This window comes from Leptospiraceae bacterium (assembly GCA_024233835.1).
In the GTDB taxonomy this organism is placed as follows: Bacteria; Spirochaetota; Leptospiria; order Leptospirales; family Leptospiraceae; genus JACKPC01.
Genome location: JACKPC010000006.1, coordinates 345,179 through 359,519 on the forward strand (window position 1 = coordinate 345,179; position 14,341 = coordinate 359,519).

Genomic DNA, 14,341 nt, shown 5'->3' on the forward strand with positions numbered 1-14,341 from the left:
CTGTATGAATATCATCCGGGAATAAAAAATGAACCAAATAACAACGGAAAAGTGATACAATATAATTCGAAACCTTTGTCTAAGTAAAGCAAATATATTATAACAAAGGAACTTCTTTTTCAAGAATTACTCACTACATTTCTAGCCTACAACAAACGTTTCCTTTACAAAAGTATCGAGTGCCTTTATCTTTTTTAGTAAATCCTTTATTTTAGAAAGCTCATACTGTGTAGTAGAATCGGATAGAGCTTTTTCTGGTTCCGGATGTACTTCCATAAAAATTCCTTCTATTCCTGCGGCTACAGCCGAACGCATCAAATCAGGAATAAACTCTCTCTGTCCTCCTGTTATATTACCGGCAGCCCCCGGAAGCTGTGCGGAATGAGTGGCATCAAAGATAACTGGTATATTCATATTATGTAATATAGGCATAGTTCTTGTGTCAAAGACAAGGTTTCCATAACCAAAGCTACTTCCTCTTTCTGTAATTAAATATTTTTCAGAATCACATTCCTGAATTTTTGTCACAATATGCCTTGCATCTGCCGGGGCTAAAAACTGCCCCTTTTTCACATTCACCCACTTCCCCGTACGGGCCGCTTCAACTATCAGGTCCGTCTGTCTGCATAGAAAAGCCGGAATTTGATAAATATCTAATACATCCTGAAGAGGCTGCACCTGAGCCGTCTCATGCACATCAGTCAGCACAGGAACCTTATATTTTGCCTTGATATATTCAAGATTCTTAATTCCCTCGCTCAGTCCACAACCCCGGTACGATTTCACGGAAGAACGATTTGCCTTATCAAAGCTACTTTTAAATATATAGAATATTCCAAGTTCTGCACATATTTCCGTCATTTCACCCGCAACCCTGTCGAGTAAATCACGGGATTCCATAACACAGGGGCCGGCGATAAGGAAAAAACCCTCCTTCGCCCCTATTTTCTTTCCATTTAAAAATTCTCTTTCCGATGCTGTTTTCATTTTTCTACCTTCTTATTTAAATATTTACTGGCGGCCCGTATAAAGCCAACAAAAAGAGGATGCGGTTCAAAAGGTTTGGACTGAAATTCCGGATGATACTGTACACCTACAAACCAGGGATGAGACTTAACTTCTACTATTTCCATTAACTTCTCATCCGGGGAATAACCGGGAAAAGTCATTCCTGCTTTGATAAAATCTTCCTTATATCGCAGGGTAAATTCGAATCTGTGTCTATGTCGTTCAGAAATCTCGACTTTCTTATATTCCGTAAATGCTAAAGAATCTTTCTCGATTATACAGGGATAAGCACCGAGACGCATAGTTCCCCCCAGTTGCTCAATCTCAATTTGTTCTTCTATCATGGAAATTACCGGCTTTTCTGTATTTGGAGAAAACTCGGTGGAATTCGCATCTTTCCAGTTCAGGACATTCCTGGCAAACTCAACTACAGCACACTGCATACCGAGACATATTCCAAAAAATGGAATCCCTTTCGTCCTTGCATACTGAATGGCTAAAATTTTACCTTCAATCCCTCTTTCTCCAAATCCTCCCGGGACCAAAACACCATGACAATTTTTCAATTGTTCCTTTATCGAGTTTTTATCCACCTTTTCAGGATCAATTTTGGTCAACTCAACCACCACATCATTTTCAATTCCTCCATGGGAAAGAGATTCATAAATAGAACGGTAGGCATCCTGTAAACTGATATACTTTCCAACAATCGCTATATTTACTTTCTTACTGGCTTCCTTTATCTTTTTGATGATTTTTTCCCATTCAGTAAAGTTTAACTTATTCGAAGGAAGATTTAAAGACTTCAATACAACCTCATCAAGTTTTTCATCTCGATACATTTTAGGAATTTCATATATAGAAGTTTTTATATCTACCGCAGAAATTACATTTTCTTCTCTCACATTACAAAAAAGAGAAATCTTACTTTTCATTTCTTTTGTCAGAGCACTGGTAATCCGGCATACAAGAACATCCGGTTGTATCCCTAAGGCCAGCAATTCTTTCACCGAATGCTGTGTGGGTTTCGTTTTGGCTTCCCCGGCAGCTGTAATCGTCGGAACTAAAGTCAGGTGTATAAAACAGACCTGTTCTTTTCCGTATTCATAACGCATCTGGCGAATAGCTTCTAAAAAGGGAACCGACTCTATGTCTCCAACGGTTCCACCAATCTCAACGATAATAATATCTGCCCTGGACTCTTTTCCGAGCAAGGTAAAGCGAGAACGAATTTCATTCGTAATATGGGGAACTACCTGAACCGTGCGTCCCAGATAATCTCCTCTTCTTTCCCGATTGATAACTGCATTGTAGATTTGGCCAGTACTAACCGAATTTTTCCTTGAATAGCTGGCCCGGGTAAAACGCTCATAGTAACCGAGATCCAAATCTGTTTCAGCTCCATCATCCGTTACAAAGACTTCCCCATGCTGATAAGGACTCATCGTTCCCGGATCGATGTTGATATAAGGATCCATTTTTTGCAGGGCAACCGTATAACCTCTGCCCTCTAATAAGCAACCCAGGGCGGCAACGGTTACGCCTTTTCCAAGAGAGGAGGATACTCCTCCGGTAATAAAGATATATTTCTGTTTTATACTCAAGTCTTTTTCCTTTTACATATTTCTTCTATATTTCCCGCCCAATTCATACAGACGGGAAGTTATTTGCCCCAGGGATAAATAAGGTGCAAGGTTCATAAGAGCCTCAAACACATTACGATTTTCCATTACAGAGGATTCTAAGTATTTTCGATGATTCTCATATTCTGAATAGTATCGCTTGTGAAGTTCATTCAGTGCAAAAATCTGAGAATCTTTTTCTTCATCGGTAGAGCGAATTACTTCATCGGGAACGATGATAGGAGAACCTTTTTCATCCAGAAAAGTATTTACACCAATAATTGGGTATTCACCCGACATTTTCTGACCTTCATAGAACATAGACTCATCCTGAATTTTATTTCTCTGGTACATCAGTTCCATGGCACCCAGAACACCCCCCCTTTCCGTAAGCCGATTAAACTCGGCATATACCGCTTCCTCCACAAGATCGGTTAGTTCATCACTAATAAAGCTTCCCTGAATGTAATTTTCAGCCTTTGTCGTTCCCAGTTCCCTGTTTATAATTAATTGAATTGCTAAGGCTCTTCTTACCGACTCTTCAGTAGGCGTAGTTACCGCCTCATCATAAGAGTTCGTATGCAAAGAATTACAATTATCATATATTGCATATAAAGCCTGTAATGTGGTACGGATGTCATTAAAGTCGATTTCCTGGGCATGTAAAGAACGTCCTGAAGTCTGGATATGATACTTAAGCATCTGACTGCGGGGAGAGGCCTTATATTTATACTTCATCGCCTTTGCCCAGATCCTCCTTGCTGCCCTTCCGATTACACTGTATTCCGGATCCATTCCATTCGAAAAGAAGAAGGAAAAGTTGGGTGCGAAATCATCAATCTTCATTCCCCTGGCCAGGTAATATTCTACATAGGTAAAACCATTGGCAAGAGTAAAAGCTAACTGGCTTATGGGATTCGCACCAGCTTCTGCAATATGGTACCCGGATATAGATACAGAGTAAAAGTTTCGCACCCCATTTTCGATAAAGTATTCCTGTATATCTCCCATTAGCTTCAAAGAAAATTCAGTAGAAAAAATACAGGTATTTTGTGCCTGGTCTTCTTTTAAAATATCAGCCTGGACAGTACCCCGCACCTTTTGAATGGTATCTTTTTTTATATTTTCATAAACTTCGGGACTCAAAACATCCTTACCACTCAAACCCAGTAAAAAAAGACCCAGCTTATTATTGCTGGCAGGAAGTTCTCCCCGGTAGACAGGAGGAATCTGGCTAAATTGTTTATATAGTTCTTCTTTTTTCTTATGAACTTCTTCTTCGAGTCCATTCTGAAAAATATATTTTTCACACTGCTGATCGATCGCTGCATTGAAAAAGAATGCCAGAAGAATTGGAGCCGGACCGTTAATCGTCATGGAAACCGAAGTATTCGGAGCACAGAGGTCAAAGCCCGAATAGAGTTTTTTAGCATCATCTAAAGTAGCAATTGAGACACCGGAGTTTCCGATTTTCCCATAAATATCCGGTCTTTTATCCGGATTTTCTCCGTATAGGGTTACAGAATCAAATGCGGTGGACAAACGTTTGGCTTCACTATTACGGGAAAGATAGTGAAAACGGCGATTCGTTCTTTCCGGGCCTCCTTCACCAGCAAACATTCGGGTAGGGTCTTCTCCGCTTCGTTTAAAAGGGTAGACTCCGGAAGTAAAAGGAAATTCTCCGGGAAAATTTTCCTTATAATTCCATTCCAGAATATCTCCCCAATCAGCACTCTTAGGAAAGCCTATTTTAGGAATTTTTAAATCAGAAAGAGAGGTAAAATAATTTTCTACCCGAATTTCCTTTCCCCGAACCGTATAGGAAAAAAAATCTTTACGAAAACCGGATTTTTTTTGTTCCCAGTTATCCAAAATCTTTTTAGAAGAATCAGAGAGTTCGGCATGCTTAATATAAAATTTATTCTGAATTTTCTCTTTAATTTCTGGTTCAGAGGAGAATTCCCGAACAGCTCCCTGAAGACGATAGGCTTTCGAAGCGATTTCTTTTTCTTTTTTAATGAAAGCATTAAATTCTTTTGAACTTTCTACGATTTCAGAAAGGTAGCGAACTCTTTCGGGTGGAATAATATCCTGACTCTTTTGAACCGGGTGATCAAAGCGAATATCATCAAAAAAACCAAGTTTTTCTCTTGCCTGAGAAAAAATAGCTGTATATAACTCATTTACACCCTCGTTATTGAAACGCGAAGCCACCGTTCCAAAAATAGGCATTTCTTCTAAGGGTTTTTCAAAAAGCTTATGATTTCTCTGGTACTGTTTTGCAACATCTCTCAGAGCGTCTTTCGCACCTTTTCTATCAAATTTATTAATCGCAATATAATCAGCATAATCTAATATATCGATTTTCTCTAATTGGCTGGCAGCTCCGTATTCAGGTGTCATCACGTAGAGGCTGAGATCGGCAAGTTCCGTAATTCTTGTATCTGATTGACCGATACCCGCTGTTTCCACAATAATGAAAGGGAAACCCGCAGCTTTAAAGAGTTCTGTAATTTCCTGAACATGAGGATTCACTGATTGATGATCAAATCTTGTGGCCAGAGAACGCATAAAAATTTGGGGGTGGTGAATCGAATTCATCCGGATTCGGTCTCCTAAAAGAGCCCCACCGGTTTTCTTGCGGGTAGGATCAATAGATAGAATAGCAATTTCTACATCGGGATAATCTTTTTGAAAACGCAAGACTAATTCATCGGTCAAAGAAGATTTACCGGCTCCACCGGTTCCCGTAATTCCCAAAACAAGAGGTTTTGTTGGAATCTCTTGCCTTAACTTTTCCAGATACTCCTCAGGGACAGGTTTAGAATTTTCAATCAGACTGATACAATGAGCCAGTAAGACCTGTCTCGAAGCAGAGAGTAAAGAAGTATGTGGTTTAGCTTCTATGCAGGAAAAATCAGACTTTTCTAATACATCATTTATCATTCCCTGGAGACCGAGTTTTCTTCCATCGTCAGGAGAATAAAGCCTGGTAATTCCTTTCTTTTGAAGTTCTTCAATTTCGGAAGGAAGAATCGTTCCCCCTCCTCCACCAAAAATTCGAATATGATTGCAGTTTTCCTTATTTAATAACTCTCTTAAATAAGAAAAATATTCCGTATGCCCACCCTGATAAGAAGTCAGGGCTATCGCCTGTGCATCTTCCTGTATGGCTGCCTGCACAATTTCGCTGACCGGTCTGTTATGTCCGAGATGAATCACCTCTGCACCGCTGGACTGCAAAATCCTTCTCATGATGTTAATACTCGCATCGTGTCCGTCAAAAAGGGATGCGGCAGTAACAATACGAACTTTATTTTTCGTTACATATTCTTCTCTGACAGTAACCATACTCCTATCCTACCTTTAGAGGAAGAACTTATTCGTCAGGTTGAATATCTTCCTCGCTAATCTCACTTTCTAAATCATGGATTTTCATATCTTCTATTTTTTGCTTTCTTTTACGTTCTTTTCTCTTTTTTTGTTTGCGAATCTTCTCCGTTTTTAATTCCATCTTGCTATCCTCTCCTTTCTCTTTTTCCTCCAACCTATCGCAGAGGATAGATCTGGCTTTGTAACGATTTAGTCCCTGTGTTCTGTATACAGAGCATTTTACTTCTATGCCTGAGGGAAGGTGCTTTAAGTGAACGGCAGTAGAAACCTTGTTTACATTTTGCCCGCCCTTACCGCCGCTTCGGGTAAAGCTTTCTTCAAGGTCGGATTCCTTGATTCCGAGAGCTTCCATCTTCAAGAAAAGAGCCTGCTGCTTTTCGGGAGAAACGGGAAAAGAAAGAGCCACTGCTTATACCGATTTTTCTAGAAAAAAAGGATAAGGCCTTCCATTCAGGTCAAGGCAAACGTAGGTAATTTTACAATCTATAACAAGGTGTTTTCGAAAGTAAGAATCGAGATTGGTAGCAATAGTACGAACGGTTATGGAAGATTTTCCGGTAGATTCAATATAGGCATATATCTCGATAATATCTCCGTTTCTCCCCGGAGACTTAAAATTCACATCATCCATACTCACAGTGACGATATTCGAATATGAGATTTTCTGCATGACGTATACAGCAGCTGCCTCATCGATCCAGGCAAGCATAGTCCCTCCAAAGATATGGCCGTGCTGATTCAGGTCTTTTTGCATTACAATATGCCTGGTTACCAGCTCAAACCGATCGTCAAGTTGGAACATTTTATCGCCTTTCTAAGGAAGAGGGACAGATATCACTTAAAGGACAGCGTTCACAATCAGTGCGGTAGGCTTTACAGTGTTTTCGTCCGAGAAAAATGAGATATAAGGAGAAACGTCTCCAATAGATTTTTTCGATTTTGCCCATCAAATCAAATTCGATATTTTCCGGCAGGGTCTCTGTAGTCAGTCCGAGTTTGGCGGCCAGACGTTTTACATGGGTATCCACCACGATACCTTCAGCTTTTTCAAAAACCTCGTTTAAAATCACATTGGCGGTTTTTCTTCCAATTCCGGGCAGGGAAGTCAACTGGGAAATGGTAGAAGGAAGCCTGGATGAATAGTCAGTAATTAACTTGGAAGCAAAACCCTTAATGAGCCTGGACTTATTCCGAAAGAAACCGGTCGGAAAAATTGCTTCTTCAAGGTCTTCCAGATTCGCTTCTGCAAAAGATTTGAGTGTTTTGTACTTCTGAAAGAGTTCCTCGGTAACCTGGTTGACTCTTTCATCTGTACATTGGGCACTCAAGATAACGGCTATAGCCAGCTCATAGTCGTGTGTATAGTTCAGGGGAGTTTCTAATTCTCCAAAATAATCCTGAAGCCTGTTATACACAGTTTCCGTGAAGCTATAAAACTCGTTAGCTTCTTCCTCTACTTCTTCTGTAAGTTCTACAGAAGACTCAGAAGGGATCTTACTTCTTTGTTTGCGCGGCTTGTTTATTGTCTTTCTTTTTAGGAGCAATGGCTTGTAGAGAGCCACCGGCGTCTTTAATAGCGGCTTTTAAGCCTTTCTTATTCAAAGTCCTCAGGGCACGGGTAGAAAGCTTTACCGTTACATACCTGTTCTCATCTTCAAGGAAGATTCGTTTCTTTACAATGTTTATCTTCCACTTTCTTCTTGTTTTCAGGTGGGAGTGGGAAACGTTGTTTCCGGAAACAGTCCCCCTGCCTGTTACCATACATCTTCTTGCCATACTTTATTTTTCCTCAGTGGACAGGATTTTGGTTAAAAGGTAAGTGTCAATTATAAATTCACCTTTTCTTTCAAAAGCACCATAGTTTCTTCCGGAGAATCCACAAAATGAAAAAGATCCAGGTCTTCATCGGAAATCAATCCAAATTCTGTGAACATATCAAAGTTTACCAGTCTCTTCCAGAAATTGGATCCGTAAAGAAAAACCGGGATTAAAGTCTTAGTTTTACGGGTTTGTAACAGAGTCAGGGTTTCAAAAAGCTCATCTACCGTTCCAAATCCCCCGGGAAACACCACCACAGCTTTTGCAAGGTGAATAAACCAGAGTTTACGAATAAAAAAATAATTAAACTCAAAACTTAACTCTTCATCTGCGTATGGATTCGGCACCTGCTCAAAAGGAAGCTGAATATTTAAAGCCACACTCTTTCCACCCACTTCTCTCGCACCCCGGTTTCCGGCTTCCATGATTCCGGGCCCTCCTCCCGTACAGACTAATAAGCGTTTTTCATCCGTACCCGCAGAAACTTCTTTTCCCCAGAGGGTGATTAAACCGGCAAGATTTCTTGCGTCTTCATAAAATTGAGAAAGTTTTCGAGCCTTTTTTAATCGAAGAATTTCTTTTTCCTGGCCTTCCTTCCCCTTTAACTCGTGAATTTGAGAATCAAAGTATTCAGCCTGACGAATCCTCGCTGAACCAAACATCACAATCGTATCAATGACTTTTTGCTTATGAAGCTCTGCATCAGGATAGCTATAATCAGTTAGAATACGAATATCTCTCGCTTCCTCTGATTCTAAAAATCTAGCGTTTCTGGATCCCATTCCTGGCATATTCCGCTCCTGTTTGTGTAAAAATGATAGAAATCCCTCTTAGAAAGAAAATAAAAGCTTGTTACCTGTAAGTCTTGCGAAAACCTATCAAGAGAAATCTATGAAAGATAAGGTTTTCAGTTACCTGATTAAGTGGCTACTACAATTCTGGTTTTTGTTTATCCGTCAGGAAATTTATATTCCTCCGGAAACCGAAAAACTCCTCGATGAACACGGTGGATTCATTCTTGCAGGCTGGCATAACCAGATTCTCCTGTTGACCCACCATGTTTCCCGTTATGTGCAAAAAAAACGAAAGGTCATGACAACTCCCCTCGTTTCCCTATCTAAGGATGGTGAACTCACCTATCAAACCTTTCTTCGTTTTAATATGGTCTCGGTGCGGGGCTCTACCAGTCGGGGAGGCTCTACTGCCCTCAGAAGCATACTCAAAACCATGAAAGAAGGAAAAGTTCCGATTTTTACACCGGATGGTCCGAGAGGTCCCGTTTATAAAATCCAGCCCGGAGTCGTACAGATGGCAGCCATGACAGGACTACCGGTAGTCAGTTTTTTTTCCACCTGTGACAGATACTACGAAACACGAAGCTGGGATAAACACAGATTTCCGAAGTTCTTTGCGAAACAATATATAGAATATTCCAAACCTTTTTACGTTCCCAAAGGAGAAAAAAATCCGGAGGAATACGTACAGAAATTAGAAGATGTAATGATGGATCTTGTCAACAAAGTAGACGCCCATTTTAGCCCTAAAACAGAAAATAAAGAGGATGCAGCATGAAACACTTTTATAGCCTTATTTTACTGATTGGATTATTATTGCAAAATTGTATTATATCCCTCTTTCCGGATGGAGGAGGAATAGGAACAGAACTCAAGGAACATACCTTAAGCGGAAGTGGAAAAGATAAAATCCTGGTCTTAAGTATCGATGGAGAAATTTCCGGAGAAGAAAGCTCCGGTTTCTTTGGAATTCGTACGGAATCCATGGTTTCTATGATAAAAAACTCCCTTCTCAAAGCCCTAAAAGATGAAGATATCAAAGGAATTATCCTAAAAATTGACTCTCCCGGAGGAACCGTTACCGCAAGCGACATCCTGTACAGAGAAATCCTCGAATTCAAAAAAAAGAAAAAGATACCGGTTATCGCTCTTTATATGGGACTGGCTGCTTCCGGTGGTTATTATGTTTCCATGGCTTCCGATAAAATCATAGCCCACCCGACTACCGTCACCGGTTCTATCGGAGTCATTATGACTTCCTTCAATTACAAACAGGGGCTGGACAAAATTGGATTTGTTGATGATTCTATTACCTCCGGTCCCAATAAGTCGATTGGTTCCGGTTCTCATGTAAGGACAGAAGAGCAGCAGATGATCCTTCAATCCATCATCGATGACCTGTACAGCAAATTTTTTGCAGTAGTAAAAAAAGGCAGACCTTCCTTATCGGAAGATCAATTACGCCCTCTCTGTGATGGCAGGGTATATACAGCCGAACAGGCTAAAAATGTGGGACTCATTGATGAAATTGGTTATTTCGAAGACTCTATCAATACACTCAAAAACCAGGATAATTTTAATCCAACAGACAAAGGCAGCGAACCCCGTATTATTGTATATAGCCCGGCGAAAAATGATCTCAAGAATATCTACCAGGTACAATCCAGGGCAGAGAAATCCGAGGTTTTAGAAACTCTCCAAACCTTTTCTATTTTACAAAAAGGGCCGCGTTTTCTCTATCTCTGGACAGGAAGGAATTAAGGAATGCTTTTCAATTCAATTCCTTTCTTAGTTCTTTTCTTTTTCACCTTTTTACTTTATTGGAATATTCCGGATAAGTATAAGAAACACCTGCTCATTATTTCTTCTGTCCTATTTTATTCTTATTTCAGTCTTTTATCTACCCTTCATTTTCTTCTGGTAATTGCGATAAACTTTTATTTCTCGGAAAAGCTCTTCTCTTTAAAAGAAAAACAAGAGGATACAAAGAAGGTCTTACGTGTTATCGTAATACTAAATATTTTAAACCTCTGCTTTTTTAAATATTACTATTTCTTTATGGATAGCTTTTATTTCATAAGCCGGGCCGAACTATTTAAACAGGGAGCTTATGCTCTCCAGATTCTCCTTCCTCTTGCCATTAGCTTCTATACCTTTCAACTGGTAGCCCTTCAAATCGATATTCACAGGGACAAAATAGAGAAACGTTTATCTGCTTCGGATTATTTCTTGTTCATCCTCTTTTTTCCCCAGCTAATTGCCGGACCCATTATGCGAACCACGGACTTTTTTCCTCAGCTCGGTAAATACAGCATCAGTCCGGAAAGTATGAAGCGAGGAATTCTTCTATTACTTGGGGGACTTCTTAAGAAGGTGGTCATCTCGGATAACCTGGGGATAATTATTGTTCCTCTTTACAAAAATCCCTCCGCTTATGATTCCTTTTCTCTGTTTATGGGAGTTTTTGCTTTTGTTTCGCAGGTTTATTGTGACTTCAGCGGCTATACCGATATGGCCAGGGGCCTGGCTTATCTTCTCGGCTTCTCGATTCCGGAAAACTTTCGGGGACCATTTTTAGCAAAATCCTTTCGAGAAATCTGGGGTCGCTGGCATGTCACCCTTTCTACCTGGCTTCGAGACTACCTGTATATCCCACTGGGAGGAAGTCGTTTAGGAGAATTTCGAACTAACCTGAACATGCTCATTACCATGTCTATGGGAGGCCTATGGCACGGTGCTGACATTAGTTTTTTCTTCTGGGGTTTTTATCTTGGAGTTTGCCTCTGGATAGAACGAATCCTGTTTAAACATAATATTCGAATTCCTTCTGAAGCCTGGCCGGTAAATTTTCTTCGACACATTGTAATTTTTACCTTATTTTCCATGAGTGGTATCTTTTTTCGAGCCGGAATGGAAATCGGAATCCATAGCGAAAGATCTTCCCTGGCCATTGCCCTGTCCTACTTTAAGGGAATGCTCAGCTTTCAAAGCGGACAAAGATTATTTCGTCTGGAAGAAATTTATTTATACGTATTCTTAGCTCTCGGTTTTAATTTTATACAGTATAAGGAAACCTTCTCTGAAAAAATAGAAAACTTAGCCTTTAAAGCCATACCTGCATTTTCCCTTCTGGTTCTTCTACTTCTGGGAATTTTTGGAGATGGTGGAGGAGATTTTATTTATTTTCAATTTTAAATTTATTATAGGTATAGGATTCTATCTTTACCTTATTTTTAGTAGTGTGAACTGCTCCACAAGCTCGGATGAGTGGATTCGTTCCCTGCCCAAAGAAAGAAAAGCTCCCTCCTTTTCCTATTCCGGCATCTGGATTCGAGAAGGAAGGCAAAGGGCTGCTGTAAATTCTGCCTATCACAGCGACCTTAGCAGAGAAACAATTCGACTTTATCCGGGAACTGAAAAAAAATTCGAAAAAACCTATCTGAGAACAGAAATCCTTAGAGGAATTAAAACCAGCATTTTAATAAAAAGTAGCGGAGTCTATGAAATAAGCGGAAACTGGTTACTCTTGCATACCCTGGAAATAGAAACCCAACAACAGGGAGATGGAAAAAACGAACAAACAAAGAAAAAGTTTGACCATAAACTCTTATATTACTATAGTATTAAGGAAGAGGCCTTAGTTCCCATGCTTTATGAACAGGGCTATATAGAGCTAAATTATGGTATCAAAGATGGTGTTCGAGAAATTTACAATGAATCAGATGAAAACTTTCATCACTTTATCCACAATTTTACCGTCAAGGAATACCATTCTCATGCCTATTTTCAGGAAAAATAAGAAAAATGGACGATAAAGAAAATAGGAACCCGGAAATGTTTGCAAACCTGAATGATGAAATTAAAGGACTCATATTTCCCAGAGATATTAAAGATGAGAATTATGAAGTTGCCTCAAGGATTCGACACGCTTATTCGCTTGGAGGAGATTTATACAGCCAGTTAATTGATAAAAATGGAAATTACTGGTTTGCTATCGGAGATGCTTCCGGTCACGATTTAAATTCTCATTTATTCAGCATGATGCTTATGGTGCAGCTCAGCTATTACATCAACCTTCTGGAAACTCCACGAGAAGTCTCAAATGCCATTAATCACTACCTTCAACAAAAGAGAAAAAGTGCCGCTTCTGATATTACATCCTATGCCTCTCTCGCTATCTTAAAAGCAGATCAAGAAGGGAACTTTACCCACTATGGACAACATCCCAACTTTATCCTATTTCAATCAGAAGAAAAAAAAGCAGAAATTATTGTCACCTCAGGACGTTTTATAGGCTTAGAAATGGAAGAGAACAGGCTTAATGACCTTGAAGGACATTTCCGGATGAAAAAGGGCGACAAACTTTACCTGTTTACCGATGGAATTTTCGAACAGAGAAATGAAGAAGGTAAATATTTCGGTTACAGCCTCTACCAATTCATCAGTCATCATTCAGAAGGCATAGTAGAGAATGTGGCAGACAGACTTTTTCAAGAACTCGATACCTTCTCCGGAAATAAACTCGACGATGATATGACCCTGATGCTCATATCTCGTAAATAGTCTACTAATATCTGATTGATATGGAGGGTAAGGAAGGAGATAAACTTAAGAAACTGGGTTTCCAGGATTCTTACCTCGAAGATCTCGACTCCGGGTATTCACACGAGTTCACAATAGGCAGAATTTCCAAAGTTCTAAAGAATAAATACTTCCTTCATGAAGGAAAAACTGAATTTCCTGCTGAATTAACCGGCTCCCTTCTATTCTCCAGTGTAACAGAATCTGATTTACCCCTGGTTGGAGATTTCGTTTTGTTTAAGAAGGTAGATGAATCGCTCTGTATCATTGAACGGGTTCTGAAGCGAAAGAACTTCCTACAAAGGAAATCCTCAGGCCGGGAAATTTCCTATCAACCGATTGCCGCCAATATTGATTACGCATTTATCATGCAATCTTTAGATAATAACTTCAATCCCAACCGGATCGAAAGATATTTAAGCATTATAAATGATTCTAATATTACTCCTATAATCCTTCTCAGTAAAGAAGATTTAATTTCCCAGGATCAATCTAAAGAAATTCTCTCCGAACTCAAAAGCCTTTATCCAGACTATTCCATCCTCTCCTTATCCAGGGCTTATCCGGAAAGCATCGAGACGTTAAAAGAAATTCTAGTAGCCACAAAGACTTATATTATTCTCGGTTCCTCCGGTGTGGGAAAAACCAGCCTGTTAAATTCTCTGGATGAAAGGCATCAATTCAAAACAAAAGAACTCAGTGACTCTTCTCAAAAAGGAAAGCATACAACAACCAATCGATATTTTACTATATTAGATAATGGAGCTATATTTATAGATACTCCGGGAATGAGAGAAATCTCCAATTTCGCTTACCGGGAAGGAATTGGTAAAACTTTTCAAAACATTGTTTCTTTTGAAAAAGAATGTAAATTTAATAATTGCACCCATACAACAGAGCCGGGTTGTGCAGTTTTAAAAGCTCTGAGTTCTGGCTTAATCGATAGTCGGCAGTATGATAATTTTCAAAAAATGTTAAAAGAAGATGAATACCTTTCCAGCTCTTATGTCGATAAGCGGAAGAAAGATAAGGAAAGAGGAAAACTCTATAGGTCTATTCTAAAAAATAAACCGAATAAAAGATCTTAAAATCTACTTGAAGTTAAAACAAAAACTCTCATACTTG

The 14,341-nt window shown here is 39.5% G+C and carries 14 protein-coding genes; 6 read left to right on the plus strand and 8 right to left on the minus strand.

Going from position 1 to position 14,341, the window contains the following annotated elements; all coding sequences use genetic code 11:
• Nucleotides 1–141 precede the first annotated feature (141 nt).
• The 8 genes from kdsA to H7A25_23980 all read right to left on the minus strand — a co-directional run bounded on the left by kdsA (nucleotide 142) and on the right by H7A25_23980 (nucleotide 8,632).
• On the minus strand, nucleotides 142–987 hold the full coding sequence (gene kdsA, locus H7A25_23945; protein MCP5502975.1) for a 3-deoxy-8-phosphooctulonate synthase: 846 nt from the start codon (nucleotides 985–987) through the stop codon (nucleotides 142–144).
• Entirely contained in the window at nucleotides 984–2,606 is a 1,623-nt protein-coding gene (locus tag H7A25_23950; protein ID MCP5502976.1) for a CTP synthase, read from the minus strand. The genes kdsA and H7A25_23950 overlap by 4 nt, the downstream gene beginning before the upstream one ends.
• An 18-nt stretch (nucleotides 2,607–2,624) precedes the next feature.
• On the minus strand, nucleotides 2,625–5,981 hold the full coding sequence (locus H7A25_23955; GenBank protein ID MCP5502977.1) for a methylmalonyl-CoA mutase family protein: 3,357 nt from the start codon (nucleotides 5,979–5,981) through the stop codon (nucleotides 2,625–2,627).
• 28 nt (nucleotides 5,982–6,009) lie between these two features.
• Nucleotides 6,010–6,429, minus strand: coding sequence for a peptide chain release factor-like protein (locus H7A25_23960; protein ID MCP5502978.1), 420 nt, complete (start codon nucleotides 6,427–6,429; stop codon nucleotides 6,010–6,012).
• A gap of 3 nt (nucleotides 6,430–6,432) precedes the next feature.
• Nucleotides 6,433–6,825, minus strand: a complete 393-nt coding sequence (locus H7A25_23965) for an acyl-CoA thioesterase (GenBank protein ID MCP5502979.1) — start codon at nucleotides 6,823–6,825, stop codon at nucleotides 6,433–6,435.
• Between the two features lies 1 nt (nucleotide 6,826).
• A complete protein-coding gene (locus tag H7A25_23970) occupies nucleotides 6,827–7,438 on the minus strand; it encodes an endonuclease III (protein ID MCP5502980.1) in 612 nt (203 codons plus the stop codon).
• Nucleotides 7,439–7,517: 79 nt separating this feature from the next.
• Nucleotides 7,518–7,799, minus strand: a complete 282-nt coding sequence (locus H7A25_23975; GenBank protein ID MCP5502981.1) for a 50S ribosomal protein L28 — start codon at nucleotides 7,797–7,799, stop codon at nucleotides 7,518–7,520.
• A gap of 50 nt (nucleotides 7,800–7,849) precedes the next feature.
• Nucleotides 7,850–8,632 (minus strand): LOG family protein, encoded by a 783-nt coding sequence (locus H7A25_23980; protein ID MCP5502982.1) that lies wholly within the window; start codon nucleotides 8,630–8,632, stop codon nucleotides 7,850–7,852.
• Nucleotides 8,633–8,732: 100 nt separating this feature from the next.
• Here H7A25_23980 and H7A25_23985 point away from each other — a divergent pair, with 100 nt between their 5' ends.
• Genes H7A25_23985 through rsgA form a run of 6 tightly spaced genes read left to right on the plus strand, consistent with a single transcriptional unit; the run spans nucleotide 8,733 to nucleotide 14,304 of the window.
• Nucleotides 8,733–9,413 (plus strand): lysophospholipid acyltransferase family protein, encoded by a 681-nt coding sequence (locus H7A25_23985; GenBank protein ID MCP5502983.1) that lies wholly within the window; start codon nucleotides 8,733–8,735, stop codon nucleotides 9,411–9,413.
• Nucleotides 9,410–10,396 (plus strand): signal peptide peptidase SppA, encoded by a 987-nt coding sequence (gene sppA, locus H7A25_23990; GenBank protein ID MCP5502984.1) that lies wholly within the window; start codon nucleotides 9,410–9,412, stop codon nucleotides 10,394–10,396. Before H7A25_23985 ends, sppA begins: the two co-directional genes overlap by 4 nt.
• 3 nt (nucleotides 10,397–10,399) lie before the next feature.
• Entirely contained in the window at nucleotides 10,400–11,830 is a 1,431-nt protein-coding gene (locus H7A25_23995; GenBank protein MCP5502985.1) for an MBOAT family protein, read from the plus strand.
• 46 nt (nucleotides 11,831–11,876) lie between these two features.
• The gene (locus H7A25_24000) at nucleotides 11,877–12,434 is read left to right on the plus strand and encodes a hypothetical protein (GenBank protein MCP5502986.1); all 558 of its coding nucleotides are present in this window, start codon (nucleotides 11,877–11,879) and stop codon (nucleotides 12,432–12,434) included.
• Nucleotides 12,435–12,439: 5 nt separating this feature from the next.
• Nucleotides 12,440–13,198, plus strand: a complete 759-nt coding sequence (locus tag H7A25_24005; protein ID MCP5502987.1) for a serine/threonine-protein phosphatase — start codon at nucleotides 12,440–12,442, stop codon at nucleotides 13,196–13,198.
• Between the two features lie 20 nt (nucleotides 13,199–13,218).
• Nucleotides 13,219–14,304: a ribosome small subunit-dependent GTPase A gene (gene rsgA / locus H7A25_24010; GenBank protein ID MCP5502988.1), complete on the plus strand. Its 1,086-nt coding sequence runs from the start codon at nucleotides 13,219–13,221 to the stop codon at nucleotides 14,302–14,304.
• Nucleotides 14,305–14,341: the final 37 nt, after the last annotated feature.